Annotated in this window: 21 protein-coding genes and 1 pseudogene; 8 read left to right on the top strand and 14 right to left on the bottom strand. The window is 69.3% G+C overall.

Annotated elements, in window-relative coordinates; genetic code table 11:
- Positions 1-155 precede the first annotated feature (155 nt).
- Complete coding sequence (locus ACH4TV_RS26720) at positions 156-914, top strand: prolyl oligopeptidase family serine peptidase (protein WP_398402277.1); 759 nt, start codon at positions 156-158, stop codon at positions 912-914.
- A gap of 106 nt (positions 915-1,020) precedes the next feature.
- Here the strand turns inward: ACH4TV_RS26720 and ACH4TV_RS26715 are convergent, their stop codons facing one another.
- Positions 1,021-1,971 carry a LysR family transcriptional regulator gene (locus ACH4TV_RS26715; RefSeq protein WP_398402275.1) on the bottom strand — a complete coding sequence of 317 codons (951 nt, stop codon included), beginning with the start codon at positions 1,969-1,971 and terminating at the stop codon, positions 1,021-1,023.
- Positions 1,972-2,034: 63 nt separating this feature from the next.
- On the opposite strand from ACH4TV_RS26715, the gene ACH4TV_RS26710 reads away from it, so the two are divergent.
- Complete coding sequence (locus ACH4TV_RS26710; protein ID WP_398402273.1) at positions 2,035-3,318, top strand: MFS transporter; 1,284 nt, start codon at positions 2,035-2,037, stop codon at positions 3,316-3,318.
- Between the two features lie 288 nt (positions 3,319-3,606).
- Positions 3,607-4,644, top strand: coding sequence for a sigma-70 family RNA polymerase sigma factor (locus ACH4TV_RS26705; protein ID WP_398402271.1), 1,038 nt, complete (start codon positions 3,607-3,609; stop codon positions 4,642-4,644).
- 30 nt (positions 4,645-4,674) lie between these two features.
- On the opposite strand, the pseudogene ACH4TV_RS26700 reads toward ACH4TV_RS26705, so the two are convergent.
- Positions 4,675-4,815, bottom strand: a pseudogene (locus ACH4TV_RS26700) (hypothetical protein); the annotation flags it as partial.
- 254 nt (positions 4,816-5,069) lie between these two features.
- On the opposite strand from ACH4TV_RS26700, the gene ACH4TV_RS26695 reads away from it, so the two are divergent.
- On the top strand, positions 5,070-5,990 hold the full coding sequence (locus tag ACH4TV_RS26695; RefSeq protein WP_398402269.1) for an AEC family transporter: 921 nt from the start codon (positions 5,070-5,072) through the stop codon (positions 5,988-5,990).
- A gap of 256 nt (positions 5,991-6,246) precedes the next feature.
- On the opposite strand, the gene ACH4TV_RS26690 is transcribed toward ACH4TV_RS26695, so the two are convergent.
- From ACH4TV_RS26690 to ACH4TV_RS26655, 8 genes are all read right to left on the bottom strand, one after another.
- Entirely contained in the window at positions 6,247-7,530 is a 1,284-nt protein-coding gene (locus tag ACH4TV_RS26690) for a thymidine phosphorylase (protein ID WP_398402370.1), read from the bottom strand.
- 136 nt (positions 7,531-7,666) lie between these two features.
- On the bottom strand, positions 7,667-8,071 hold the full coding sequence (locus tag ACH4TV_RS26685) for a cytidine deaminase (protein WP_398402267.1): 405 nt from the start codon (positions 8,069-8,071) through the stop codon (positions 7,667-7,669).
- The gene (locus ACH4TV_RS26680) at positions 8,068-9,330 is read right to left on the bottom strand and encodes an ABC transporter permease (protein WP_398402265.1); all 1,263 of its coding nucleotides are present in this window, start codon (positions 9,328-9,330) and stop codon (positions 8,068-8,070) included. The genes ACH4TV_RS26685 and ACH4TV_RS26680 overlap by 4 nt, the downstream gene beginning before the upstream one ends.
- Entirely contained in the window at positions 9,327-10,457 is a 1,131-nt protein-coding gene (locus ACH4TV_RS26675; RefSeq protein WP_398402263.1) for an ABC transporter permease, read from the bottom strand. Before ACH4TV_RS26675 ends, ACH4TV_RS26680 begins: the two co-directional genes overlap by 4 nt.
- Positions 10,454-12,166 carry an ABC transporter ATP-binding protein gene (locus ACH4TV_RS26670; RefSeq protein ID WP_398402368.1) on the bottom strand — a complete coding sequence of 571 codons (1,713 nt, stop codon included), beginning with the start codon at positions 12,164-12,166 and terminating at the stop codon, positions 10,454-10,456. The genes ACH4TV_RS26675 and ACH4TV_RS26670 overlap by 4 nt, the downstream gene beginning before the upstream one ends.
- 241 nt (positions 12,167-12,407) lie before the next feature.
- Positions 12,408-13,454, bottom strand: a complete 1,047-nt coding sequence (locus ACH4TV_RS26665) for a BMP family protein (protein ID WP_398402261.1) — start codon at positions 13,452-13,454, stop codon at positions 12,408-12,410.
- A 362-nt stretch (positions 13,455-13,816) separates the two neighbouring features.
- On the bottom strand, positions 13,817-14,845 hold the full coding sequence (locus tag ACH4TV_RS26660; RefSeq protein ID WP_398402259.1) for a BMP family protein: 1,029 nt from the start codon (positions 14,843-14,845) through the stop codon (positions 13,817-13,819).
- Between the two features lie 298 nt (positions 14,846-15,143).
- Positions 15,144-16,385, bottom strand: a complete 1,242-nt coding sequence (locus tag ACH4TV_RS26655; RefSeq protein WP_398402366.1) for a M20 family metallopeptidase — start codon at positions 16,383-16,385, stop codon at positions 15,144-15,146.
- A gap of 288 nt (positions 16,386-16,673) precedes the next feature.
- Here ACH4TV_RS26655 and ACH4TV_RS26650 point away from each other — a divergent pair, with 288 nt between their 5' ends.
- Positions 16,674-17,393: a class I SAM-dependent DNA methyltransferase gene (locus ACH4TV_RS26650; RefSeq protein ID WP_398402257.1), complete on the top strand. Its 720-nt coding sequence runs from the start codon at positions 16,674-16,676 to the stop codon at positions 17,391-17,393.
- Positions 17,394-17,523: 130 nt separating this feature from the next.
- Here ACH4TV_RS26650 and ACH4TV_RS26645 read toward each other — a convergent pair whose 3' ends face one another.
- The 4 genes from ACH4TV_RS26645 to ACH4TV_RS26630 form a co-directional block, all read right to left on the bottom strand.
- The gene (locus ACH4TV_RS26645) at positions 17,524-18,747 is read right to left on the bottom strand and encodes a hypothetical protein (protein ID WP_398402255.1); all 1,224 of its coding nucleotides are present in this window, start codon (positions 18,745-18,747) and stop codon (positions 17,524-17,526) included.
- An 89-nt stretch (positions 18,748-18,836) separates the two neighbouring features.
- Positions 18,837-19,772, bottom strand: a complete 936-nt coding sequence (locus tag ACH4TV_RS26640) for an N-acetylneuraminate synthase family protein (protein ID WP_398402253.1) — start codon at positions 19,770-19,772, stop codon at positions 18,837-18,839.
- Between the two features lie 12 nt (positions 19,773-19,784).
- Entirely contained in the window at positions 19,785-21,104 is a 1,320-nt protein-coding gene (locus tag ACH4TV_RS26635; RefSeq protein WP_398402251.1) for a cytidylyltransferase domain-containing protein, read from the bottom strand.
- 62 nt (positions 21,105-21,166) lie between these two features.
- The gene (locus ACH4TV_RS26630) at positions 21,167-22,459 is read right to left on the bottom strand and encodes a DUF6716 putative glycosyltransferase (RefSeq protein WP_398402364.1); all 1,293 of its coding nucleotides are present in this window, start codon (positions 22,457-22,459) and stop codon (positions 21,167-21,169) included.
- Positions 22,460-22,681: 222 nt separating this feature from the next.
- Here ACH4TV_RS26630 and ACH4TV_RS26625 point away from each other — a divergent pair, with 222 nt between their 5' ends.
- The 3 genes from ACH4TV_RS26625 to ACH4TV_RS26615 all read left to right on the top strand — a co-directional run bounded on the left by ACH4TV_RS26625 (position 22,682) and on the right by ACH4TV_RS26615 (position 26,493).
- Entirely contained in the window at positions 22,682-23,668 is a 987-nt protein-coding gene (locus ACH4TV_RS26625) for a glycosyltransferase family 2 protein (RefSeq protein WP_398402249.1), read from the top strand.
- Entirely contained in the window at positions 23,668-25,041 is a 1,374-nt protein-coding gene (locus ACH4TV_RS26620; protein WP_398402248.1) for a polysialyltransferase family glycosyltransferase, read from the top strand. The genes ACH4TV_RS26625 and ACH4TV_RS26620 overlap by 1 nt, the downstream gene beginning before the upstream one ends.
- 246 nt (positions 25,042-25,287) lie before the next feature.
- Entirely contained in the window at positions 25,288-26,493 is a 1,206-nt protein-coding gene (locus ACH4TV_RS26615) for an acyltransferase family protein (RefSeq protein ID WP_398402247.1), read from the top strand.
- Positions 26,494-26,548: the final 55 nt, after the last annotated feature.

Raw genomic sequence — 26,548 nt, 5'->3', positions numbered from 1 at the left:
CCGCACTCTAACTCCTACGCGCGTAGATCACCCGTTGCGTTTCCTCCTTTCCCTCACCCTTCTTCTCCCGCTCTCCGCCTGTACGTTTCCGCCGATACGTAACGGTGACCGCGAGGACAGGTGGAGTGCACCGGTGCTTCTGACAGTGTTCTGCCATGGCACACCAAGTGACGCCGGCGCGACAGGCCCGGCTCGGGAGGGCGCTCGGACCGGAACCGTCGTCGGTGGGCGGCGTCGTTCTGCTGCTTCCCGGCGGTGACGAGGTATCGACGCGCAGGCCGTCGCCCATGCTGGCGGCCGCCTCCGTAAGGACGTTGGGCCGCCGGCTCGCCCGCGCGGGCCGTACGGACGGACTCGCCGCACACGTCGTCCACTACCGCTACCGCGGCTGGAACGGCGGCGAGGCGCAGCTCGCGCACGACGCGCGCTGGGCCGCCGACGAGGTCGTACGGCGGTACGGCGACGTCTCCGTCTGCCTCGCCGGGATCGGCATGGGCGGGCGGGCGGCGCTGCGCGCGGCGGATCACGAGGCCGTCAACTCCGTACTGGCGCTGGCACCCTGGCTGCCCGAGGACGACGTGGCGGCGACGCCGGAGCCGGTGCGGCAACTGGCCGGGCGGCGGGTGCTGATCGTGCACGGCACGAACGACGAACGGACCGATCCCGAACTGTCGTTCCGGTTCGCGGCGCGGGCGAAGAAGGCGAACCGGGACATCTGCCGGTTCGAAGTGCACTCCGATGGACACGGGTTGCATCAGTACCGGCAGGAAGTGCACGCGCTGGCGGAGGACTTCGTGATGGGGGTGCTGGTCGGGCGGCGGTTCTCGCGGCCTTTGGAGGATGCGTTGGTGGCTCCGCCGCCGTTGGGGTTGAGGATGCCGTTGGCTGTGGGGTTCGGGTCTTTGCGGCGGTAGGTTGGGGTTGTGTTCGGGGTGCGGGTCGGTGGGGGCTTGTCGCGCAGTTCCCCGCGCCCCTAGAAGCAGGTCCGCCGCCCTTACGTAGGGAACAGGTTTCTCCTTCTCAGGGCAGCAGGTTGCCCTTTCTTGCCAGGAGGAACTTCTTGAAGGCTGCCACCGGCGGAGTATCCGGGTGGCCGTCGAGCCAGGCCACGCCGATTTCTCTGGCGGCTCTTGGTGAGGTGACCGTCAGTTCGGCTACTCCTGGGCGGGGGACGGCCGGCGGAGGGAGTAGCGCTACGCCCAGGCCGGCGGCCACCAGACCCCGCAAGGTCTCGGCCTCCTCGCCCTCGAAGGCGATGCGGGGGCGGAAGCCGGCCTGTTGGCAGAGGTCGTCGGTGATGCGGCGGAGGCCGTAGCCGGGTTCGAGGGTGACGAAGGTTTCGTCGGCCGCTTCGGCGAGGCGAACTCGTCTGCGGGTGGCGAGGCGATGGTCGGCGGGGACGACCAGGCGGAGTTTCTGTTCGTCCAGGCGGCGGCCGACGAGGTCGGGGGCGTCCGGGACGGGGGAGGTGAGGCAGAGGTCCAGTTCGCCTGAGCGCAGGCGTTCGATCATCGCCTCGCCGTAGTTCTGGACGAGGGTGAAACGGACCCGGGGATGGTCGGCGCGGAAGGCGTGCAGCAGGCCGGGGACGGTCTCGGCGCCCATGGTGTGCAGGAAGCCGAAGGCGACCTTGCCGGTGGCGGGGTCGGCGTCGGCACGTACCTCGTCGGCGGCGCGCTCGATCTCGGCGAGGGCCCGCTCGACGGAGGCGAGGAACGTACGGCCGGCCGGGGTGAGGGAGACCGTGCGGCCCCGGCGGGCGAACAGGTCGACGCCCAGGTCCTGTTCGAGACGGACCATCGCCCGGGAGAGCGTCGACTGCGGGACCTGCATCTCCTGGGCGGCGCGCGTGACGTGCTCCGTGCGGGCGACTCCGGCGAAGTAGGAGAGACGTGGGGCGAGGGCGGTGACGATGTCTTCTGTGTCACTGGACGGTGACAGACGAGCCGCTGACCTTTGCTGATGCACCATGGGAACGATTATGGGGTTTCCGTGCATTGGACGGATGAACGGGGGCGTACGTAACTTCGAGGCATGCCTGCTGCCAGTACCGGGGCGTCCACGACAGTGGCCGCCTCCTCGCTCACCCCCGTCCCCTCCCTCCCTGTCATCGACTCCCGTATGGCCCCGGGTGGGCCCGGCTACCGGCGGATGAGCTTCGCGCTCTTCCTCGCGGGCGTCGCGACCTTCGCGCTCCTCTACTCCACGCAGGCACTGCTGCCGTTGATCTCCGGCGACTTCGGGGTGTCGGCGAGCGACGCGAGCTGGACGGTGTCGGCGGCGACGGGCGCGCTGGCCCTGTTCGTCCTCCCGATGAGCGCCCTGTCGGAACGGTTCGGGCGGCGTGCGGTGATGACGGCGTCGCTGGTGGTGGCGGTGTCGGTCGGGCTGCTGGTGCCCTTCGCTCCGTCGCTGGGCGCGTTGATCGCGCTGCGAGCGGTGCAGGGCGCGGCGCTGGCGGGGCTGCCTGCGTCGGCGACCGCCTACCTGGCCGAGGAGGTCCGTCCGAAGGCGCTGATCACGGCGATCGGTCTGTTCGTCGCAGGCAACAGTGTGGGCGGGATGAGCGGCCGGGTCATCACGGGCTGGGTCGCGCAGGAGTGGGGCTGGCGGGTCGCGGTCGCTGTGATCGGTGTGGTCGCGGTGGGCTGCGTGGTGGCCTTCCGGCTGCTGCTGCCCGCGCCGCGTCACTTCCGGACGGGCTCGCTGCGGCCCCGGGTGCTGGTCCGCACGGTCCGTACGCATCTGGCGAACCCTTTGCTGCGGCGGCTGTACGCGATCGGCGCACTGTTCATGACGGTGTTCGGCGGCGTCTACACAGTGATCGGGTACCGCCTGACGGAGGCCCCCTTCGGCCTGCCCCAGGGCATCGTCGGCTCGGTCTTCCTCGTCTACCTGGTGGGTACGGTGTCGGCGTCGACGGCGGGGAGGCTGGTGGCCCGCCTTGGGCGCCGGGGCGCGCTGTACCTGGCCGGCGGCACGACGACGGCGGGCCTGCTCCTCTCCCTCTCGGACACCCTGGCGCTGGTTCTGCTGGGCCTGGTCCTGATCACGGCGGGCTTCTTCGCGGGGCACGCGGTGGCATCGTCGGCGGTGAGCCACACGGCGAAGGAGGGGCGGGCGCAGGCGTCGGCGCTGTATCAGTCGGCGTACTACATCGGCTCCAGTGCCGGCAGTACGTTGGGAGCGGTGGCGTTCCACGCGGGTGGGTGGTCGGGAACCGTGGGGATGGGACTGCTGGCGGTGCTCGGCGTCGTGACGATCACGGTGATGGGGTCACGGGCGGCACGGAATCTGCGGGTCGCCGCGGCGGCTTAGCCCACGGCCCTTTCTCGCCCCCGCCGCCCCTACCCGTCCCATCCCTTCCTGGGGGCTGCGCCCCCAGACCCCCGCTACGGCCCTGAACGGGCCTTGTCCTCAAACTCCCCCAGAGGGGGGACCCCCAACGGGCTGAAAGACCAGTAGCGGGGGTTCGGGGGCAGCGCCCCGAGGATGGGATGACCTGCACCTTTGTCCACTCCACGGGCCGTTGTCAGTGGCCTGCGCTAGCTTTCATCGTGTTGGGTCGCGATGGTGCGACGAAGGCAGCCAAGGGGTGGGTTGGCGATGGGTGACGGTACGGCTACGGCGACAGATCTCGACGTAAAACTGGAGCGGCACCGCGTCGAACTGACCGGGTACTGCTACCGCATGCTCGGCTCCTCCTTCGAGGCCGAGGACGCGGTGCAGGACACGATGGTCCGCGCCTGGCGGAGCTACGAGAAGTTCGAGGGGCGGTCCAGTCTGCGTTCCTGGCTGTACCGGATCGCTACCAACGTGTGCCTGGACATGCTGACCGCCGGCAACAAGCGCGCCCGCCCCATGGACCTCACCGACTCCACGCCCCTCGCCCGGGCCGCCCTCTCCCCCCGCCCGGACAACACCTGGCTGGAGCCCATGCCGGACGCCCGCGTACTGCCCACCGTCGAGGACCCGGCGGAAGCCGCCGTGGCCAAGGAGTCCGTGCGGCTCGCCTTCATGGCCGCCCTGCAGCAACTCCCCGCGAAACAACGGGCCGTGCTGATCCTGAGGGAAGTGCTGGCCTGGAAGGCGAGCGAGGTCGCCGAGCTGCTCGACACCTCGGTCGCGTCCGTCAACAGCGCGCTCCAGCGGGCGCGGGCGACACTCGCCGAGCGCGATCACGCCGGGGGCGTCGACGCCGCCGTCTCCGATCCGCTCAGCGAAGAGCAGCAGAAGCTCCTCGATCGCTACGTCGCCGCGTTCGAGGGGTACGACATGACGGCGCTCACGGCGCTGCTGCACGAGGACGCCGTCATGACGATGCCGCCGTTCGACCTGTGGCTGACCGGGCCGGAGGACATCACTGGCTTCATGACGACGCTCGGCGCACCCTGTGCGGGCTCGCACCTCGTGCCGGTCGCCGTCAACGGACTGCCGGGCTTCGCCCAGTACAAGCCGGACGAGGAGACGGGCGGCTTCTCCCCCTGGGCGGTCCAGGTGCTGGAGATCTCAGACGGCCGGATCACCGGGTTCCACTGCTTCCTCGACACAAAGCGCTGGTTCCCGCTGTTCGGTCTGCCTCTCCACCTCGATCTCAACCTCGATGTCGAAGGTGAGGCCGACCAGGCCGAGGAGGGCGAGTAGGGCCGGGGCGGGGTCCCGGAGGCGTATCCGGCCTCCGGCCCGGCGGGCCGTGAGCTGGAGCCGGGCCAGCAGTTCCACGGCGGCCAGTCCGGGCGGCCCGAGCCCCGCCACGTCGCACACCACGACCGGGTCGCGATCACCACCACCGCCGGTCCCCAGCAGCGCACACATGTCTTCGCATCGCCTCGGCACCTCATCGCGGGTGACGGGGCCGGCCAGCACGAGTACAGCGGGTGTCATGGCGTCCACGAGCGGTAGACCCGACCGGTGCCCGTAACTCATCGCCCACCCGTTGAAGCCCACCCGTTGAGATCGCTTTGACTCGCGCCACTCGTCCCCCGGAGAGTTGCGTGTATGCCCCATGAACCGGCCCCGCCCGTGATACCCCACGGCCTCCTCCGCCCCCGACCGACGGAGGAGGCGCCGTGCAGGGAGTGCTGACCGGGTTCGCGGTGATCGCCGTGGTCATCGGCGTCGGATACGTGATCGGGCTCCGCGGCTACCTCGGGGACAATGGACGCGAGGTCCTGACCAAGCTCGCCTTCCACGTGGCCACCCCGGCCCTGCTGTTCACGACGCTCGCCCGGGCCGACCTGTCGGTGATCTTCTCCAGCCGACTCCTGGTCACCGCGCTGAGCACGGTCGCGGCGGCCGGTGTCTTCATCGCGGTGGGTGTCGTACGCCGCTGGGGTGCCGGACGTACGACGATCGGGGCGCTCTGCTCCAGCTACGTCAACTCCGGGAACCTCGGTATCCCCATCGCGGTGTATGTGCTGGGCGATGCCTCGCTGGTGGCGCCGGTGCTGCTGTTCCAGCAGATCGTGGTCACGCCGGTCGCGCTGACCGTCCTCGACCTGACGAACGGGGGCGAGAAGGGGCCGCTGTGGCGGCAGTTGATCACGCCGATACGCAACCCCATCGCCGTGGGTTCGCTCTCCGGGGTGCTGGTGTCGGCGACGGGATTCACCGTCCCGGCGCCGGTCATGGACCCGCTGACGCTGATCGGCAACATGTCCGTCCCGGCGGTGCTCCTGGCGTTCGGGATCTCGCTGTGCGGCAGCACGCTGCCGTTGCGCGGGTCGGAGCGGGGTCCGGTGCTGCTGTCGGTCGTGCTGAAGTCGGTGGGCCAGCCGTTGGCCGCCTGGGCACTGGCCGCGGGTGTCTTCGGCCTGCGCGGCGCACCCCTGCTCGACGTGGTGGTGACCTCGGCCCTGCCCGCCGCCCAGAACCTGTTCACGTACGCCGGCCGCTACCGCGTGGGAGAAACCCTGGCCCGCGAGTCGATCCTGCTGTCGACCATCCTGGCCGTACCGGTGCTGGTGGTCGTCGCCGCCCTGCTGGGCTGAGCAGAAGAAGCGGGGATCCGGGCCCGGAAGCGGGCCCCGGAAGCGGGGGAGGCGAGACGACGAGACCGGAAGCGGGGACCCGGGGCACCGGAAACCCAGAGGCCGAACCCGGGGGACCGGAAACCCGGGGCGCCGGAAGCCTCCAGGAGGAACCCGGGGCCCGGGGCCCGGAAGCCAGGCTTCGGAGCCCGGAAGCCAGAACCCTGGCCCGGGAAGAGACAGCCGCCCCCTCCCGGGCTCACCGCCCCCTACCGGCTCAAGCGATCCGCTCCCGCACCACCGGCGCCGCCGTGAACTCCGTGCCCGCCGCGCCGATGTCGTACGAACCCTCGACCGCCTGAAGGGCGTACTCGAAGCGCTCCGGAGTGTCCGTGTGGAGGGTCAGCAGGGGCTGGCCGGCCGTGACCGTGTCGCCCGGCTTGGCGTGGAGTTCCACTCCCGCGCCCGCCTGCACCGGGTCCTCCTTGCGCGCGCGGCCCGCGCCCAGTCGCCAGGCGGCGACGCCGACGCCGTACGCGTCCAGGCGGGTCAGGACGCCCGAGGCCGAGGCCTTGACGACGTGCTGTTCCTTCGACGTCGGCAGGGGGGCGTCCGGGTCGCCGCCCTGGGCCGCGATCATGCGGCGCCAGACGTCCATCGCCGAACCGTCCGCCAGTGCCTTCGCCGGGTCGGCGTCCTTGATTCCGGCCGCGTCCAGCATTTCCCTGGCCAGCGCGAGGGTCAGTTCGACCACGTCCGAGGGGCCGCCGCCGGCCAGGACCTCGACCGACTCCCGTACCTCCAGCGCGTTGCCGGCCGTCAGGCCGAGCGGAGTCGACATGTCCGTGAGAAGAGCGACCGTGCGCACACCATGATCAGTGCCCAGGCCCACCATCGTGGACGCCAGTTCCCGTGCGTCCTCGATCGTCTTCATGAAGGCGCCGCTGCCGACCTTGACGTCCAGGACCAGGGAGCCGGTGCCCTCCGCGATCTTCTTCGACATGATGGAGGAGGCGATGAGGGGGATCGCCTCGACCGTGCCCGTCACATCCCGCAGGGCGTACAGCTTCTTGTCGGCCGGGGCCAGGCCGTCGCCCGCCGCGCAGATCACCGCGCCGGTGCCGTCCAGGACGCTCAGCATCTCCTCGTTGGAGAGCAGGGCGCGCCAGCCCGGGATCGACTCCAGCTTGTCCAGGGTGCCGCCCGTGTGGCCGAGGCCCCGGCCCGAGAGCTGCGGTACGGCGGCGCCGCAGGCCGCCACCAGAGGGGCCAGCGGGAGGGTGATCTTGTCGCCGACGCCGCCCGTGGAGTGCTTGTCGGCCGTCGGGCGGGAGAGGGAGTCGAAGTTCATGCGCTCGCCGGACGCGATCATCGCCGCCGTCCAGCGAGCGATCTCGCGGCGGTTCATGCCGTTCAGCAGGATCGCCATGGCGAGCGCGGACATCTGCTCGTCGGCGACCTCGCCACGCGTGTACGCGTCGATGACCCAGTCGATCTGCTCGTCACTGAGTTCACCGCGGTCCCGCTTGGTGCGGATGACGGAGATGACATCCATGGACAAGAGCGTCATGACTTTGGCTTCCTTCCGGTGGTACCGCGAAGCGGTCGTTCTGCGAAAACTGTGCGGCCCCCCGGAGTAGGTGCTCGACCAACTCAGGGGGGCCGTACGGGAGTTGCTCGGTGCGTTACTCGGTGAACTACTTGGTGAGGTGGTCCGGGCCGAAGGCCTGGGGCAGCATCTCCGAGAGGGGCAGGATGCCCGCCGGGGTCTCCAGCAGCAGGGTCGCGCCGCCGAACTCGTACAGCAGCTGCCTGCAGCGACCGCACGGGACGAGGACGTCGCCCTTGCCGTCCACGCACGTGAAGTGCGTCAGCCGGCCGCCGCCCGTCCGCTGGAGCTCGGAGACCAGGCCGCACTCGGCGCACAGGCCGATCCCGTACGACGCGTTCTCGACGTTGCAGCCCGAGACCGTGCGGCCGTCGTCGACCAGGGCCGCGACGCCGACGGGGTAACCGGAGTAGGGGGCGTACGCGTGGGACATCGCGTCCCGCGCCACCTCCCGCAGCTTCCCCCAGTCGACGCTCACCTGTGCCGACGTCACTTGCCCTGCCCTCTGCGATACGGCATGCCGTCCGCCTTCGGCATGCGCAGGCGTTGCGCCGAGAAGGAGAGAACGAGCAGGGTCACGATGTACGGCGCCGCCGTCACGAGCTGGCGGGGGACCTCGTCCGTGTTGACGTACCAGACGAACATCATGGCCGAGATGGCCGCGGTGATCACGGCGGGAACGTACCGCTTCTTCCACACCAGGTAGGCCGCCCCGAACACCAGCAGGATCGCGAGGAGCAGGATCAGCGCGTGCACGTTGGTCGTGCCGCCGCGCAGGTTGAGGCTGTCGGTGTAGCCGAACAGGCCCGCGCCGAGGGCGAGTCCGCCCGGCATCCAGTTGCCGAAGATCATCGCGGCGAGGCCGATGTAACCGCGGCCCGCCGTCTGGCCGTCGAGGTACACGTTCGAGGCGACGATCGACAGGAACGCGCCGCCGAGGCCGGCGAAGCCGCCCGAGATGATCACGGCGAGGTACTTGTACTTGTAGACGTTGACGCCGAGGGACTCGGCGGCCACCGGGTTCTCGCCGCAGGAGCGCAGCCGCAGCCCGAAGGCCGTGCGCCACAGGATCCACCAGCTGGCGGGTACGAGTGCGACCGCGATGACCGTCAGCGGCGACAGGTCGGTGACCAGACCGCCGACGAGGCCCGCGATGTCCGAGACCAGGAACCAGTGCTTCTCGTTGAGCGTGTCCAGCCAGCTCGACAGCCCTGGGATGTCGAAGGTGCCGAGGGAGTCGATCGGCGGGGACTGCTTGGAGGAGCCCCCCTCAGCGGTCTCGAAGGTGAACTTCGAGAGGTAGCGGGCGGTGCCGAGAGCCAGGATGTTGATGGCCACACCGGAGACGATGTGGTTGACGTTGAAGGTCACCGTCGCGATGGCGTGCAGGACGGCGCCGAGGGCACCGCCGATGATGCCGAAGAGGATGCCCACCCACGGGCCCCACTGGTAGCCGGCCCAGGCACCGAACCAGGTGCCGAGGATCATCATGCCCTCGAGGCCGATGTTGACGACGCCCGCGCGCTCGGACCACAGACCTCCGAGGCCGGCGAGACCGATCGGGACGGCCAGGCGCAGGGCCGTGGACATCTGGCCGGTGGACGTGATGCCGTCGGCGCCCGTGATCAGGCGGACGACCGACGTCAGGACCAGCACACCCGCGATGATCAGCAGAAGTACCGGGAGCGAGATCCGGCGCTTGCCCTTGCCGGGCTGCTGCGCCTGCGGCTTGGCGATGGTCTGGGTGCTCATCGGGCCGCCACCTCCTTCTGGGTGGAGTTGTTGTCGGCGGCGGCTGCGGCCAGTTCGGCGCCCACCTGACGCTGCTGGCGGCGCAGGCCCCACTGACGTACGGCCTCGTACGAGATGACGACGGCGAAGACGATCAGGCCCTGCATGATGGTGGCGATCTCCTTCTCGTACGCCACCGGGGTCGCGTAGTCGAGGGCGGGAGACGCCTTGTCGAGGAAGGCCCACAGCAGCGCGGCGAACGCGATGCCACCGGGGTTGTTGCGGCCGAGGAGAGCGATGCCGATGGCGGTGAAGCCGAGACCCGAGGGGAAGCTCAGGCTGTAGGTGTGGACCTCGCCGAGCAGCAGCGGCAGGCCGGACATGCCCGCCACACCGCCGGAGATCAGCATGGAGATGAGCACCATGCGCTTGGCGTCGACGCCGGAGGCCGCGGCGGCGGACTCGGACTCGCCGGTGGCCCGCAGGTCGAAGCCGAAGCGGGTGCGGTTGAGGACGGCCCAGTACAGGACGCCCATGAGGACGGCGAGGAAGACCAGGCCGTAGATCTCGCCGACGTCCGCGCCCAGGTCGATGCCGGGAACCCAGCCGGATTCCTTCATCACGCCGGTCGTGTTGTTGTTGCCGACCTGTACGCCCCAGTTGTCGGAGAGCATCAGCCAGCCGATGAGGCTGGTGGCGATCGCGTTGAGCATGATCGTCGCGACGACCTCACTCACACCCCGGGTGACCTTGAGGATGCCCGCGATGCCGGCCCAGAAGGCGCCGGTGAGCATCGCGACCAGGAGGAGCAGGGGGATCTGGAGGAAGGACGGCAGCGACACGTTGGCGCCGACTGCGGCGGCCATCATCGCGCCGAGGCGGTACTGGCCGTCGACGCCGATGTTGAAGAGGTTCATACGGAAGCCGAGGGCGACCGCGAGGGCGGCGATGTAGTACATCGACGCCTGGTTGACGATGAGGACCTGGACGTCGGAGAACGACGCCTGTTCCAGCATCAGCGCGTACGGCTCGAACGGGTTGCGGCCCGAGGCGAGCAGCACCACCGAGGTCAGGGCGATCGCCGCGACGAGCGCGATGACCGGCCCGGCCACCGCGAGGAGCACCCGCTCCTTGTCGAACTTCTTCATCGGGCCTCGTCCTCCGGGGCGGCCTGCGCCGCGCTGGCTTCGGTCGCTGCGGGCGCAGCGGGCTCTTCGGGCTCTTCGGGCTCGTCGACGTGCTCCAGGTGGCCGGACGCGGCACCTGTCATGGCCGAGCCCAGTTCCTCGGGCGTGATGGTGGCCGGGTCGGCGTCGGCGACCAGCCTGCCGTTGTAGATGACGCGCAGGGTGTCCGACAGGCCGATCAGCTCGTCCAGGTCGGCGGAGATCAGCAGCACGGCCAGCCCTTCGCGGCGGGCCTCGCGGATCTGGTCCCAGATCTGCGCCTGGGCGCCGACGTCCACACCCCGGGTGGGGTGGGCGGCGATCAGGAAGCGCGGCTTGTGGGTCATCTCGCGGCCGACGATCAGCTTCTGCTGGTTGCCGCCGGACAGGGAGGCGGCGGTGACGTCGATGCCGGGGGTGCGGACGTCGTACGCCTCGACGATGCGTCGGGTGTCCTCCTGGGCGCCCTTCGGGTCGAGCCAGAAGCCGCGCTTGCCCTTGCTGTTGGGCTTCTCGGTGACATGGCCGAGGATGCGGTTCTCCCAGAGCGGGGCTTCGAGGAGCAGGCCGTGGCGGTGCCGGTCCTCGGGGATGTAGCCGACGCCGTGCTCGCGGCGCTTGCGGGTGGGCCAGGCGGTGATCTCGTCGCCGGCGAGGGCGATGGTGCCGGAGTCCGCGCTCTTGAGGCCGATGAGGGCCTCGATCAGCTCGGTCTGGCCGTTGCCCTCGACGCCGGCGATACCGAGAACCTCGCCCGCGTGAATGGTGAAGGTGACGTTGTCCACGGCGAGCTTCACCGCGCCGTCCTGCACCTCGGACATCAGCATGCCGGCCGATGTCTGGTTGCTGAGCTGGATCGTGCCCTTGTCGATGACGATGAGGTCGCGGACCTCGATCACCGGCCGGTCCGTCACCGTCGACTCCGCGGTCTCCGGCGTCGGCAGCTCGCTGCCCACCATCAGTTCGGCGAGCTGGCGCGGGGTCGTCTCGGCGGGGACGGCGGTGCCGACCGTCGTACCGCGCCGGATGACGGTGATCTCGTCGGCGACCGACAGGACCTCGCCGAGCTTGTGGGAGATGAAGATGACGGCCAGGCCCTCGGCCTTGAGTTCGCGCAGGTTCTCGAAGAGGGCGTCGACCTCCTGCGGCACGAGGACGGCGGTCGGCTCGTCGAGGATCAGGGTCTTGGCGCCGCGGTAGAGCACCTTGAGGATCTCGACGCGCTGCCGGTCGGCGACGCCGAGGTCCTCGACGAGGGCGTCCGGGCGGACGTTCAGCCCGTAGCGGTCGGAGATCTCCCTGATCTTCTTGCGGGCGCCGCCGCCGATGCCGTGGAGCTTCTCGCTGCCCAGGACGACGTTCTCCAGGACGGTGAGGTTGTCGGCGAGCATGAAGTGCTGGTGGACCATGCCGATGCCGCGCACGATGGCGTCGGCCGGCGACGAGAAGGCCACCTGCTCACCGTCGACCGCGATGGTGCCCTCGTCCGGCTTCTGCATGCCGTAGAGGATTTTCATCAGGGTGGACTTGCCGGCCCCGTTCTCGCCGACGAGGGCGTGCACGGTGCCCTTTTTGACCGTGAGGTGGATGTCGTGGTTGGCGACGACACCGGGGAACCGCTTGGTGATGCCCGTCAGCTCGACCGCGGTCGTCGACTGGGCGGTGAGCGGAGGGCTGCTGGACGCGTCGATGGCGCACTCTCCTTGGGAAAGGGGCCTCTCTACGCGCGTAGCGCCCCTGCTGTAAATAATGCCCGGACCTGACCGGACTCGATCGTCTGCCGATTGATCCGTACCGATCAGTACTGTGCCAGTCCGGGCTTCGTACCGCGCGAACGGGGTGCGGATCGGCCATCCTCTCCGCACCCCGTTCCATGCCCGTAACGCTGTTATTACAGCGTCTGGCAGGCCACGCTCAAGTCCTCTGACATCGTCAGGAGGTCTTGACCTTGATCGAACCGTCCTTGATGCCGGCCTCGGCCTTCTTCAGCGCGTCCTGGAGCTCCGCGTTGTCCTTGAAGACCGGGTTGGAGTCGGCGAGGCCGACACCGCCCGTGGCGAGGCTGGCGCGGACGACACCGGTCTCGGGCTTACCGTCCTTGACCGACTTCGCCAGGTTGTAGACGGCCCCGGCGACGTCCTTCATGGCCGACGTCAGGATGGAGTCCTTGTACTTGGCCAGCGCGTCCTGCTTGTACTGGTCCGAGTCGACACCGATCGCCCAGACCTTGTTCGCGGCGGCGGCCTTGATGACACCCTGACCGGAGAGACCGGCGGCGGCGTAGACGACGTCCGCCTTGCTGTCGATCATGCCCTCGGCCGCGTTCTCGCCCTTGTCGGGGCTGGCGAAGCCGCCCTCCTGAGCGGTCTCGGTCAGGTACTGCGACTTGACCGTGATGCCCTTCTTGGTGTCCTCGACGCCCTGCTTGTAACCCGCCTCGAACTTGTGGATCAGCGGGATGTCCACACCGCCGACGAAGCCGACGACGTTCGTCTTGGTGGTGAGGGCGGCCGTGACACCGGCGAGGTAGGAGGCCTGCTCCTCGGTGAAGACCATGTCGGCGACATTGTCGGCCTTGATCTGCTCGTCGTCGACGACACCGAAGGTGACCTTCGGGAACTTCGCCGAGACCTCCTTGACGGCGGGCGCGTAGGCGTAGCCGACGCCGATCACCGGGTTGTAGCCCTGCTTGGCGAGCTGCTCCAGGCGCTGGGCCTTGTCCGCGTCCGACTCACCGTCCTGCGGCTCGACAGCCGTGCTCTTGTAGCCGAACTCCGCGTCGGCCTTGTCCATGCCGGCGGTGGCGGCGTCGTTGAAGGACTGGTCGCCCTTGCCGCCGACGTCGTAGGCGAGGGCGAGACCCTTGCCCTCGCTGTCGCTGCTGCTGGAGGACGAGGACGAGCTGCCACAGCCAGTGGCGATGACGGCGAGGGTGGCGGACGCGATACCCGCAACCGCGATTCGGGACAGCCGGCGCATGGGAAGAGCTCCTTGTGTGCAAGCGCCCAACCAGGCGCTGGTTCCGCCGCAGCGTAACGCGCGTAGACCAGACGGAAAACCCCAACTGTCCGGTCCGTTATCGAGCTGTGGCCGCAGTCGCGGCCCACATTACGGACAGGAGCGCACCGCTTGCGGGAAGCAAGGGGCGTATGTGCTGGAACGATGCCCGGCCGGGCGTATGAACGGGGTGCGGAACAGGGGTCCGCCGACCGAATGCGGACCGAAGGTGGATGGAAGGCCGGCCGGAGCCACGACGATCAGCGCCCCGGCCATGAGGCCGGGGCGCTGTCGTACGGGGCCGGTCGCGCCGACGTCGGGTCACGTCCGCGGAACCGACGGCGTCACTTGGTGTTGACGGTGACCTTGCCGTCGATGATGTCCTGCTTGGCCTTGTCGACGGCGGCCACGACGTCCGTCATCGCCTTGTACTTCGGGTTGGTGTCCGAGAAGCCGACGCCGCCCGACTTGAGGTCGCCGCGCTGGACGCCGGACAGCGGCTTGCCCTCGTACACGGACTTGGCGAGGTCGTAGACCGCGCCGCCGACGTTCTTCAGGGCCGAGCCGAGGATGTAGTCCTTGTACTGGGCGAGCGCCTGCTGGTTGTACTGGTCGGAGTCGACACCGATCGCCCAGATCTTCTTGGAGGCGGCCTCGGAGATCACGCCCTGACCGGACAGGCCGGCCGCGTGGTAGAGGACGTCGGCGCCGGACTCGATCTGGCCGCTCGCCGCGTCCTTGCCCTTGTCGGGGCTGGCGAAGCCGCCCTCCTGGGGCGTCTCGGTCAGGAACTGCGACTCGATCTTGATGTCCGGGGAGACGGACTTGGCGCCCTGGACGAAGCCCGCCTCGAACTTGTGGATGAGCGGGATGTCCACGCCGCCGATGAAGCCGATGTGGTTCACCTTCGTCGTCTTGGCGGCGGCGACGCCGGCCAGGTAGGAGGCCTGCTCCTCGGTGAAGACCATGTCGGCGACGTTCTTCGCGCTGACCTGCTCGTCGTCGATGATGCCGAAGGTGGTGTCCGGGAACTTGGCGGACACCTCCTTGACGGCGGGCGCGTAGATGAAGCCGACGCCGATCACCGGGTTGTAGCCGGCCTGGGCGAGCTGGGTGAGGCGCTGGACCTTGTCCGCGTCGGACTCCCCGTCCTGCGGCTCGATGTCCCGGCCGCCCATCTTGAACTCCTTGTCGGCCTTCTCGAAGCCGGAGTACGCGGCGTCGTTGAAGGACTGGTCACCCTTGCCGCCGATGTCGTACGCGAGACCGATGCCCTTGCCGGTGTACTTGCCGGAGTCGTCGTCGGAGCTGCCCGCGCTGGTGCTGGACTCACCGCAGCCGGCAGCCGTGAGGGCGATGACCGCGACGGTCACCGCAGCTTGAGAGAACCGAGTCCTCCGAGAAATAAGACGCACAGCAGGCACCCCTTCATCCCCACGGCACCGTCCACCGGCCCCGCTTACCCAATGCGCCACCTGCGGCAGCGATTGCGGCGCACAGTAACGCGCGTAGAAAGGGAGGGGAACGGGGTTTCGAGAGGCCGTTATCGATTCGTGCCGAGGGGGGTTACGTTTGCGTACTCACGGTTACACCGAAGTGAATCAAAGAGACGAAGCCATACGGAAGGGGCACCGCGCCGGGTGCCTGTCAGTACCCCCTCCCCCGCCATCCCTACCCCTGCTGTACGTCGATCAGCGCGGCGGCCGTGAACAGTTCCACGCCGACCGTGATCGCGTACTCGTCGGCGTCGAAGTCGCCCTGGTGCAGATCGCGCACGCCCCGGTCGCCCGGCCTGCGCACGCCGAGCCGGGCCATGGCGCCGGGCACCTGCTCCAGGTACCAGGAGAAGTCCTCGCCGCCGAGGCTCTGTTCGGTGTCCTCGATGGAGTGGGCGCCGCGCCGGGCGGTCATGGCGTCGCGCAACAGCTCGGTGACCGCCGGGTCGTTGACGACGGGCGGCACCCCGCGCACGTAGTTGATCTCGGACTTGGCCCGGTACAGGTTGGCGATCTCGTCGATGGCCGCGTGGACGAGGTCGGGCGCCTGGTGCCAGGCGTCGAGGTCCAGGCACCGTACGGTCCCCGAGAGTTCGGCGTGCTGCGGGATCACGTTGCAGGCGTGCCCCGACTCGATCCGCCCCCACGTCACGGCGAGCCCGCTGCGGGCGTCGACGCGCCGGGCGACGAGCGCGGGCACGTCGGTGGCGACCCGGGCGGCGGCGGTGACGAGGTCGGTGGTGAGGTGGGGGCGCGCGGTGTGGCCGCCGGCGCCGTCGAGCGAGACCTCAAGGCGGTCGCAGGCTGAGGTGATCGGCCCGTGGCGCAGCCCGATCCGCCCGGCGTCGACCTTCGGGTCGCAGTGCAGGGCGACGATCCGCCCGACCCCGTCGAGCACTCCGCACTCGATCGCGTCGGTGGCACCGCCGGGCAGTACCTCCTCGGCGGGCTGGAACAGCAGCCGCACCGGCCGCGGCAGCCGGCCCTGCCGGTGCAGCTCGGCGAGCACGAGCCCGGCGCCGAGGACGACGGTCGTGTGCACGTCGTGGCCGCAGGCGTGGGCGCGGTCGGGCACCGTGGAGCGGTACGCGCACTCACTCTTCGTGTCCGGGATGGGCAGCGCGTCGATGTCGGCGCGCAGGGCGAGCATGGGGGGAACCGTGCCGCTCTCGTGCTGTCCGGGGTCGACGCCGATGTCACAGATGAGCCCGGTTCCGATGCCCAGCACACGCGGCTTCAGGCCGGCCTTCTCCAGCCGTTCCTTGATCGCGGCGGTGGTACGGAACTCCTGGTTGCCGAGTTCCGGGTGCATGTGCAAGTCACGCCGGAACGCGACGAGTTCGGCGCGCAACGCCTCCGGCAGTGTGCCGGGGAGCGCGGCTTCCCCGGGGAGATCGGCCTCGGACTCTCGGGACATCAATTGGTTCACCCCATGAAGGGTAGGACGCCGGGGCGGTCAACTGACCCACGATCAACAAAAGTTCAACCTGTTAGGGGAAGAAAACCTGACCGCCGAAGGCATATTCGCGTACGGCGATGGGTAAACTGGCCCGTTTTTTCGGCCGATTCGGATCATGAGGGCGCATTCCCGGCACTCACTTCCGCCTGCCTCTGTCCACGATGCCACTGCGCGCACGGTCCCGCCGGTTCTGTCCACCCACCGAAACGACCGCGGCCACGCACCGCCCCCGGTAACGTCGCCCCCGTGACCGCCCCGAACCAGGAGTCCGTACTGGACTTCATAAAGCCCTCCGCACCGACCGCCGTACCGGCCTCCGTACCGGCTTACATCGCCGCCACCCGCGCCTCGTACGACGCCATGGCAACCGACTACACAGAGCGATACGCGGACCATCTGGCGGACCTGCCCCTGGACCGCGCCCTCGTCGCCGCCTTCGCCGAACTGGTGCGGGCCGAGGGCACCCAGCCTGTCGCGGACATCGGCTCGGGCCCCGGCTACGTGACCGCGAGACTGCACTCCCTGGGCGTGCCGGTGTTCGGCGTGGACGTCTCCCCGCGCATGGTGGCGCTGGCCCGCCGGGCCCACCCCGGGCTCCGGTTCCACGTCGGCTCGATGACGGCCCTGGACCTCCCGGACGAGACTCTGGGCGGCGTACTGGCCCTGTACTCGATCATCCACATCCCGGACAGCGACCTGCCCACGGTGTTCGCGGAGTTCCACCGCGTCCTGGCCCCCGGCGGCCACGTGCTCATCGGTTTCCAGTCGGGCCCCGACGACCACCTGCACCTCGCGGAACGCTTCGGCCACGAGATGTCCCTGGACTACTACTTCCGTACGCCGGACCAGGTGGCCGACCTCCTGACCGGGGCGGGCCTGACACTGCGCGCCCAGACGGTCCGGGAGCCGCACGAGGAGGAGACCCGCCGACGCGCGTTCCTGCTGGCGCGGAAGCCGGTGGCGTAGCCGCGTACGGCACGCCTCCACGACATCGTCGTCGACGCGGCCGGAACCGAACCGAAGCGTCAAGAACCGTGTCCACCTGGACCTGACGACGCCCGACCTCGCCACCGAGGCCGACCGGCTCACGGCGGCGTCAGCCCGTCGCCTTCGCTTCCTTCACCGGCTGGGTCGGCTCCGTGGAGACCCGGTCAACGTCCCGCGCCGATCCCGTGACCCCCGACAGGAACCCCTGGGCCCGGGGTGACGCGTTCGCCGTCAGCCAGGTCGGGTCGATGTCGCAGACGGCGACCTTGACGTCCGTGCCCGCCAGGGCCAGGGGGAGGGTGTGGACGACCGTCGAGGGGAAGCTGAGGATCGTACGGCCGATGGGGCCGCGGCGGGCGATCAGTTCCAGGGGGAGGTCCGGGCGGACCACCTCCAGGCCGGTGCAGGCCGCCAGGTCGTGGAGTTTCTCGGGGCTTTCGCGGCGGTGGGCGAAGTAGCGCGTCACACCGTGGGCCTTGGCGAGGGTGCGGACCGCGTCGCGGTAGCTGTCGGCGTCGACCACGCCCGTTTCCACCAGCGACGTACCGACCATGTCGGCGCCGGGCGAGATGGTCGGAGGGCCGAAGCGGGAGCGGGTCCAGGCGAAGTCGTTGTACGTGACCTCGACGCCCTTGGGGGTGTCCTCGATCGGCATCGAGGAGAAGATCTCGACCCGGCGCCTGCCGCCCGGGGTGAGGCGGCGGCGGGCCTTCGAGGAGACCGGGATGAACAGCAGGTCCCGCGCGCCGGGGCGCTGGGACTTGCGGTGCCAGCGCACCAGGCGTTCACCGCGGGCGAGCTGGGAGACGAACTCCATGGTCGCCGTGCCGTCGTCGACGACGACGAGGTCGCGGGCCTTGGTGATGGTGAGAAGTACTTGTACGTAACGGGAGAACGGGTCCCCCATCACGATCCGCCCGGTCCTGCGCAGCAGGGGGGCCAGGCCGCCGATCGTGCGGAAGGGAGCCGACGTACCGGCCCTCGCGTCCTCCCAGCGGACCTCGTGGCCCTCCTCGCGGGCGAGCTCGGCCATGCGGCGCAGCTGGCCCCGGGTCATCGGGTCGACCGGGGACAGGACCACCAGGGTCAGTCCGCCACCGGCGGGTTCCCGGTGGACCGTCGGCCGGCTCTGGCCTCTGCGCCAGCGGCGGGACGCCTGTCCGGGGACTTTGCCCTTTTTGCGGGTGGAAACAGCCGACGCCGGACCGCCGGCCCCCTCCGGGCTGAGCGCATGTGCATGCACATGCGCCCATTCCAGCACGTTCAGGAGCTGGACCGGACTCTCGACGAAGGCGAGAGTGTGGGGGCCGGTGGTACCGGCGCGTGGGCTCATCGACGTACGACCGTCGCTTCCGTGAGTACGGACTGGGGAATCCGCGTGGACGGAGCGGTTACCGGCTGACGCCGGTAAAGCCGCTGGGATCAGGCCGAGACCGGCTCGCCCGCAGCAGCCGCGATCTCCGCGTCGGCGATGACGCCGGAGACACGGCGGAGCTTCTTCATCGGGCCGATCTCGGACTCGTAGACCTTCTTGACACCGTCACCGAGGGACTCGGAGATGGTGCGGATGTCACGGACGAGGCGGACGAGGCCCTGCGGCTCGACGGAGGCGGCCTGGTCGGAGCCCCACATCGCGCGGTCGAGGGTGATGTGACGCTCGACGAAGGTGGCACCGAGGGCGACCGCGGCCAGCGTGGTCTGCAGGCCCGTCTCGTGGCCGGAGTAGCCGATCGGGACGTTCGGGTACTCCTTCTCCAGCGTGTTGATCACGCGGAGGTTGAGCTCCTCGGCCTTGGCCGGGTACGTCGACGTCGCGTGGCACAGCAGGATGCTGTCCGAGCCCAGGACCTCGACCGCGTGGCGGATCTGCTTCGGGGTGGACATACCCGTCGACAGGATGACCGTGCGGCCGGTCTGGCGGAGGGCGACGAGCAGCTCGTCGTCCGTCAGGGACGCGGAGGCGACCTTGTGGGCCGGGACGTCGAACTTCTCCAGGAACGCGACGGCCTCGGTGTCCCACGGGGAGGCGAACCAGTCGATGCCGCGCTTCTTGCAGTGCTCGTCGATCTTGCGGTAGTCGTCCTCACCGAACTCCACACGGTGGCGGTAGTCGATGTAGGTCATGCGGCCCCAGGGGGTGTCGCGCTCGATGTCCCACTGGTCGCGCGGGGTGCAGATCTCCGGGGTGCGCTTCTGGAACTTGACCGCGTCGCAGCCGGCTTCGGCGGCCACGTCGATCAGCTTGAAGGCGTTCTCAAGGTCACCGTTGTGGTTGATGCCGATCTCGCCACAGATGTAGACGGGCTGGCCGGGGCCGGCGGTCTTCGAACCGAACGAGCGCAAGCGGGTGGAGGTCATGACTTTGGTTCCTTACTTCTTGTTGAGGGGGTCGAGAGAGGGGCCGAGGATCCAGCTGGCGATCTCTCGGATCGCGCCGTCGCCGCCGGGAACGGTGGTGACCGCGCGTGCGGCGCCGCGCACAACGTCGTGGGCGCTTGCGACCGCCACGGGCCAGCCCACCAGGGCGAAGCACGGGAGGTCGTTGACGTCGTTGCCGACGTAGAGCACGCGCTCCGGCGCGATGCCCTGCTCCTCGCACCACTGCTTCAGTGCGAGGTCTTTCCGGTCGATGCCGTGCAGCACGGGCAGCTGTAGCTTCCGTGCGCGGGCGGCGACTACCGGGTTCTGTTCCGAGGACAGGATCAGCATCTTGAGGCTGCTCTTGCGCAGAGCGGCGATGCCGAGTCCGTCGCCGCGGTGCACGGAGACGAACTCCCGTCCTTCGGAGTCGATCAGCACCCTGTCGTCGGTCTGGGTGCCGTCGAAGTCGAGTACGACCGCGTCGATGTCGTCGGCGGTCGGGAGGGCGCCGGGGCGGTTCGCGTCGAAGAGCGGCGCGAGGGCCCGGGCGCGGGCGAGGTCGTGCGGGTCGTCGATCTCCAGCACGCGGGCCGGGTCGGTGCGCACGGGTTCGGTGTGACCGAAGAAACGGTGCTGCGACTTGCGGAAGCCCGCCGCGTCCATGGCGTAGACGGCGCCGGTCTCCAGGAGGTCCTGGGGGCGGTCCTGGCGGCGGGGCCGGAAGGACTTGTCGTGATTTACGCCATAGCCGCCGCCGGCGGTCACCGTCTCGGTGGCCACGGCGGTGCCGGTGCCGCCCTCGACGGCCGTGTGCTCGCCGGGCACCGCCTGCGGGTCGTCGGCGGCGTCGCGCCAGATGAAGCCGTGGAAGGGAGCGACGGTCAGCGCGCTGTCCGCCCCGTTGTGCACGACCGCGTTGACGACGCCGTCGACGTCCTCACGGATGATGAACGGGCTGGTGCACTGCACGAGCAGCACCACGTCGACCTTGGCGCCGTGCAGCGTCTCGTGGGCGTCCATGGCGTGCAGGACGGCGGCCTCGGAGGTCGCGGTGTCACCGGCGATGGCGGCGGGGCGCAGCACGACCTCGGCACCGGCCTGCCGGGCGGCGGCGGCGATCGCCTGGTCGTCGGTGGAGACGACGACGTCCGTGACCAGCTTCGCGGCGATGCACTCGCGCACGGCGCGGGCGACCAGCGGGACCCCGCCGACGGGCAGCAGGTTCTTCGCGGGGACGCCCTTGGAGCCGCCTCTCGCGGGGATCACCGCGAGCACGCGGGGCCGCGCGGTCGCTCGGCCGGCTTCCGGGTTGGACTCCGGGTTGGACATTGCCTGTACTCCTTGACGCTCTTCGCGTGCTTGACGGGGAATCCGGTCGGAAATCCGGTCGGTCACAGCTCCCCCATGCGCCGGATCACGGGCGCGACGCGCTGCACGCCGTGCCGGTAGGCGCCGCGGGCCGCGCGACGCACGATCTGCCGCACCGCTCCCGGCTCCTTGTCGACGGCCGGCGCTCCGGGCAGCGGAACGCCGTCGGGGCCGAGGTGGTGCCGAGCGAGAATACCCGGCAAATATCCGGGAGCCGTCATCGGTGTGTAGTACGGGGCCAGGGGCGGAAGCTTCGAGGATCCCAGAAGACGGTCGATCCTGTCGCGCGCGGCGTCGAACGCCGTCTCGTACGAGCCATCCGCGGCCACCCCCTGCCGGGCCACCCAGTCCGCGTCCGGAACGGGCTGGTGACCGGCGTCCAACTGCTCCCAGGAGGCCAGGCAGCCGGAGCCCACGAAGTGGTGGTTGCCGAGCGCCTCACGCACTCCCAGGTCGCTCAGCACGACGGTCGGGATGCTGCGGTGCAGGGACTCCAGCGCAGCCGTGGAGCTGATGGTGACCAGCAGGTCGGTGCGGTCCAGGACCTCGCCCATGTGCCCGTAGACGAGCTGGAAGTTCGGCGGCAGATCGGAGCGCTGTGCCAGCTTCTGGTACGGCAGTTCCTCGATGTGCGTGGTGTGCTCACCGGGCTTGGAGCGCAGCTTGAGCAGCACCTCCCGCTCGGGGTGCAGCTGGGCGTGCTGCACGAGCCGGTCCAGCAGATATGTCCGGTCCTTGCGGCTCTCCGGGACGGAGGGCTGGGCGGCGAACACGACGGTGTACGGGTGACCGTGATCACCCGTGTAGGAGGCGCCACCCAGGAACGGAAGTGCGACTTCGGTCACAGCGGACGAATCGGCACCGACTCCGTCGTATACGGCCTTGAAACGGTCGGCGTCCTGGCGGGAGTTCGCGAGGACCAGATCGGCGCCGTGGCGCAGCAGGAGGCCGTCGGCGAGCTTCTCGTAGACGACGCCGACGTAGCCGGTGACGACGACGGGGCGCAGGGCCTGGTCCTGCCACACGTGGGTCAGGCCGTGCAGCATCGCCTGGACGCCGCCGCCGACGAGGGAGAGCACGAGAATGTCGTACGGCTCCTCCTGGTCCATGGCACGCAGGAACTCCAGGGCGGTCACCTCACGCAGCGAGTCCGCTTTGACGCCGACCTCCTGGAGCTGGCGGGCCGTGGGGGTGGCCCTGCCTCTGAGGAGGAAACCGTCGAGGTGGATGTCCGAATTATCAGGAGAAATCCGGCTGGCTGTGAGTGCACCCCATTTCCACCGAGTGTCGGAATCGGCGAGGACGGCTACCCGCATGGGGCTGGAGGTACTGGCTGGCACGCCCAAGACCTTAAGCCGACATGGGGGGCTTCCACCCAATCCCAAGGCAACAAAGGGTTAACAAAGGGTCGCGTCGACTTGAATCAAGACGTCATACGTGCAGAAACCCCCTTCATTCACCGGGCGGACACATGTACTTCACCCGACATCAAACCCCGGGTAAAGTGGGATCACCGGAGAGGCTCTAACCTCGGACTCGTGGTCAAGCTCTCGGTCATCGTGCCGTTCTACAACGTGCAGCAATATGCGCCCGACACTCTGAAGAGCCTGCGCGCCAACGCGCGCGAGGACTTCGAGTTCATTCTCGTCGACGACTGTTCGCGCGACGAGACTCCGGACATCCTCGCGCGCGCAGAGCGCGAGCTGCCGGGCGCCGTGCTGGTCAGCCACGAGAAGAACGGAGGCCTGGCCACCGCCCGCAACACCGGTATCGACAAAGCGCGTGGCGAATACCTCACGTTCCTCGACGGCGACGACTGGCTCGCGCCCGGCTATTTCCCCCAACTCCTCGCCGCTATTGAGGAGTTGGGCTGCGATTTCGTTCGTACGGACCATGTCCAGTGCACCAACAGGGCGCGCGCGATCCATCGGGTCCCGCACGGCCGGCGCGGGGTCGTGATGTCGCCGCGGGACGCGATCCTGCCCACCGACCGCACCACTTCCGTCGACTACGCCTATGCCTGGGCGGGCATCTACCACCGCAGGCTCGTCGACCGCGGCATCCTGCACTTCACCGACGGGCTGCGTACGGCGGAGGACCGGCCGTGGATCTGGAAGCTGCACCGGGAGGCCGAGTCGTTCGCCGCGGTGGGGCTGCTCGGCGTCTTCTACCGGCGCGGGGTCGCCTCCTCGCTCACCCAAATCGGTGATGTTCGCCAACTCGACTTCATCCGGGCCTTCGACCAGGTCATCGAGGAGACGGCCCGCGACCCCGAGGCGGATAGGCTGCTGCCGAAAGCAGTGCGCACCTACTGCGCGATCATGGCTCATCATCTCGGAGCGATCGAGAGGTTCGAACCCGCCGTGGCCCGAAAACTGCGCTCGCTGAGCGCCGCCGCGTTGAAGCGGATGCCGCAGGACGTCCTCGCGGAGGCAATCGACTCGATGGACGCCCAGCGGGCCACCCGCCTGCGGAAGGTGCGGCGCAGGCCCGTCTCCGCGTCCGCCGGGACGGTGTCCGTCTGATGTCCGGCAGCAAGCAGAACCGCACCACCCAGATCTTCTGTGCGTCGACGCTGTACGGCGCCGCCACGCTGGCCGCGGCCCTCGACGCCGGGCTCTTCGAGCCGGCCGACCGCAGGGTGCTGCTGGTCACCAACAACGCGGCCAACCCCGAGATCACGCCCGGGATCGACGCGATGTCCGGTTTCGACCGGGTGAGCGAGCGGTTCGACGAGGTCCTCTCCTGGAACGAGACGATCGCCCCGTTCCACCCCAGCGGCTGGGGCCCGCGCGCCGACGACGTCCCGCTCTGGGAGCGGCACCTGCGGCTGCTGTGGAACCTCGGCGACGACAACATCCAGCTCACCGTCGAGTCCGTGCAGGTCAACCCGGCCCTCGCGCTGTGCCAGTTGTTCACGGGCGCCCCCGTCGACGTCTACGCGGACGGCCTCATAAGTTATGGCCCCACGCGCGACAAGATCGACGCGCTGGTGGGCACCCGCATCGGGCGCCTGCTCCACCTCGACCTCGTCCCGGGCCTGACCCCGCTGCTGCTCACCGAGTTCGGCGTGCCCGCCGAACTGGTGCCGTCCGAGGCGTTCCTGAAGGTGCTGGGCGAACTCGCGGAAGACGCGCCCCGGACCGAGACCGGCCTCCAGCAGGGCCGGCCGGCCCTGCTCCTCGGCCAGTACCTCTCCGCGCTCGGCATCCTCACCGCGGCGGAGGAGGAGGAGCTGCATCTGCGCATGGTGCGCGGCGCCGTGGCGGCCGGACACCGCTCGCTCGTCTTCAAGCCGCACCCGACCGCGCCCACGGCCTGGTCGCACTCCCTGGAGACGGAGGCGAAGAAGCTCGGCGCCGAACTCACCGTCCTGGACCGGCCCGTGCTCGCCGAGGTCCTCTTCCAGCAGCTGCGCCCGGCGCTCGTGGTCGGCTGCTTCTCGACCGGCCTGTTCACGGCGGCGGGTCTGTACGGCCTCCCGGTCGCCCGCGTCGGCACGGACACCGTGCTGGAGAAGATCACGCCGTACCAGAACAGCAACCGGGTTCCCCTGACCATCGTGGAAGTGCTGCTGCCGGACCTCGCGGACGCCAAGGCCGTCAAGAAGTGGTCGATGCCGTCGGGCAAGCAGGTCGGTGAGAAGCTGACCGGGCTCATCAAGGCGGTCGGCTTCTGCATGCAGCCGAGGATCTATCCCCGGCTGCGCCCGGAGGCGGAGAGCTACCTCTCCAAGCACCTCACCGAGCAGACCTGGCGCTACTTCAAGCGCCGCCGGCTGACCTCTCTGGCGCTGCCGGGCGCCCTGCCGTCCCAGCTGTCCTTCATCCCGCGCAACGCGACCGTGCGCCGGATCGCGCGCCGGGCGCGGGCGTTGAGCAAGACCGTGAAGCGGTGACAACGGACGCCTCAGGGATCTAATCTGCCGAACGCATCGCCACCGCTCCCGTATACACACGGGACACAGACGGTGGCGACGCGTCGGCGTCCGTACACGTGCGTGCATACGTCAATGAGCTGACCGGTTGTTCATCCGTGAGAGTTCTGTGCTACCTCTTTGGCTTGCCCCTGACTCTCCTGATTGCTGTCGTCGAGTCAGCGTCGCTCCTCCCCTTCTCTTGTTCCCGCTGCGAAAGGCCACCCGATGACCGCGGCCGACCAGACCATGGCACCCCCGCTCCCGGCTCCACCGCCGGGTCCGCGGTCCGGGGGTACCGAACCGGCCGTCCCACCCCCCGCTGAGGGCGACAAGCCCAAGGCCCGCCCCGTCAGCCGGCTGCGCGCGCTGGACGGGCTGCGGTTGGTCGCGGCCCTGATGGTCTGCATGTACCACTTCGCCGGCAAGAACGGCACGGTCGCCGAGTCCTGGAACCAGTCGCCCGGTGTGATGTTCCCGACCCTGTCCCAGTTCGCCACCTACGGCAGCCTCGGGGTGCAGTTCTTCTTCGTCATCAGCGGCTTCGTGATCTGCATGAGCAGCTGGGGCAAGACGCTGGGCGACTTCTTCCGCTCGCGTATCGCCCGTCTCTACCCGGCGTACTGGGTCGCGATCATCATGGTCACCGCCGCCTCGTTCCTGATGCCGGTGGTCGTTCACCATGTGCGCGCCGACGAGTTCCTGCTCAACTTCACGATGATGCAGCAGCCGCTGGGCAGTTCGCGTGTCCTGGGCGTGTGCTGGACCCTGTGGGTGGAGCTCAAGTTCTACGTGCTGTTCGCCCTGTTCGTGGTCTGGAAGGGCGTCACCTACCGCCGCGTGGTGACCTTCTGCATCCTGTGGACGCTGGCCGGCGCCTTCGCCCGGGTCGCCGACAACCCGCTGATCTCCGAACTCACCTTCCGCGACCACGCCCCCTACTTCATCGGCGGCCTGGCCCTCTACCTGATCCACCGCTACGGCAGCGACCTGCTCCTGTGGGGCATCGTCGGCATGTCGTTCCTGCTGGGCCAGCGCTACTCGGTGACGGCCCTGTGGCACCCGGGCGCGCAGGGCGACTTCTCCCGCAATCCGTACGTCATCCAGCTCATCGTGCTGCTCGCCTTCGCGTCCGTCGCGGTGGTGGCCCTGGGCTGGACGAAGTGGGCGAACTGGAACTGGCTGACGATCGCGGGTGCGCTGACGTACCCCTTCTACCTGATCCACGAGCACCTGGGCTGGTTCTTCATCCGGGTCCTGCACCGCGGCTGGGGCCTCGACCCGTATGTGACGATCCTCGCGTCGGTGGCGAGCCTGCTGACGCTGGCCTGGTTCATGCACAAGTTCGTCGAGAAGCCGTTCGGACCCCGTCTGAAGCGGACGATGACACTCCAGTCGAAGCAGCTGGGCGAGAAGCTGAAGCAATCGCGTTAACCGTGGGGATGTGAGAGGGCCCGGAGTCGGAATCCGACTCCGGGCCCTCTCACAT

The organism is Streptomyces sp. NPDC020898 (assembly GCF_044333925.1).
Classification (GTDB): domain Bacteria; phylum Actinomycetota; class Actinomycetes; order Streptomycetales; family Streptomycetaceae; genus Streptomyces.
The sequence above is the reverse complement of the archived record's forward strand: the minus strand, read 5'-3'. Positions and strand labels throughout refer to the sequence as shown.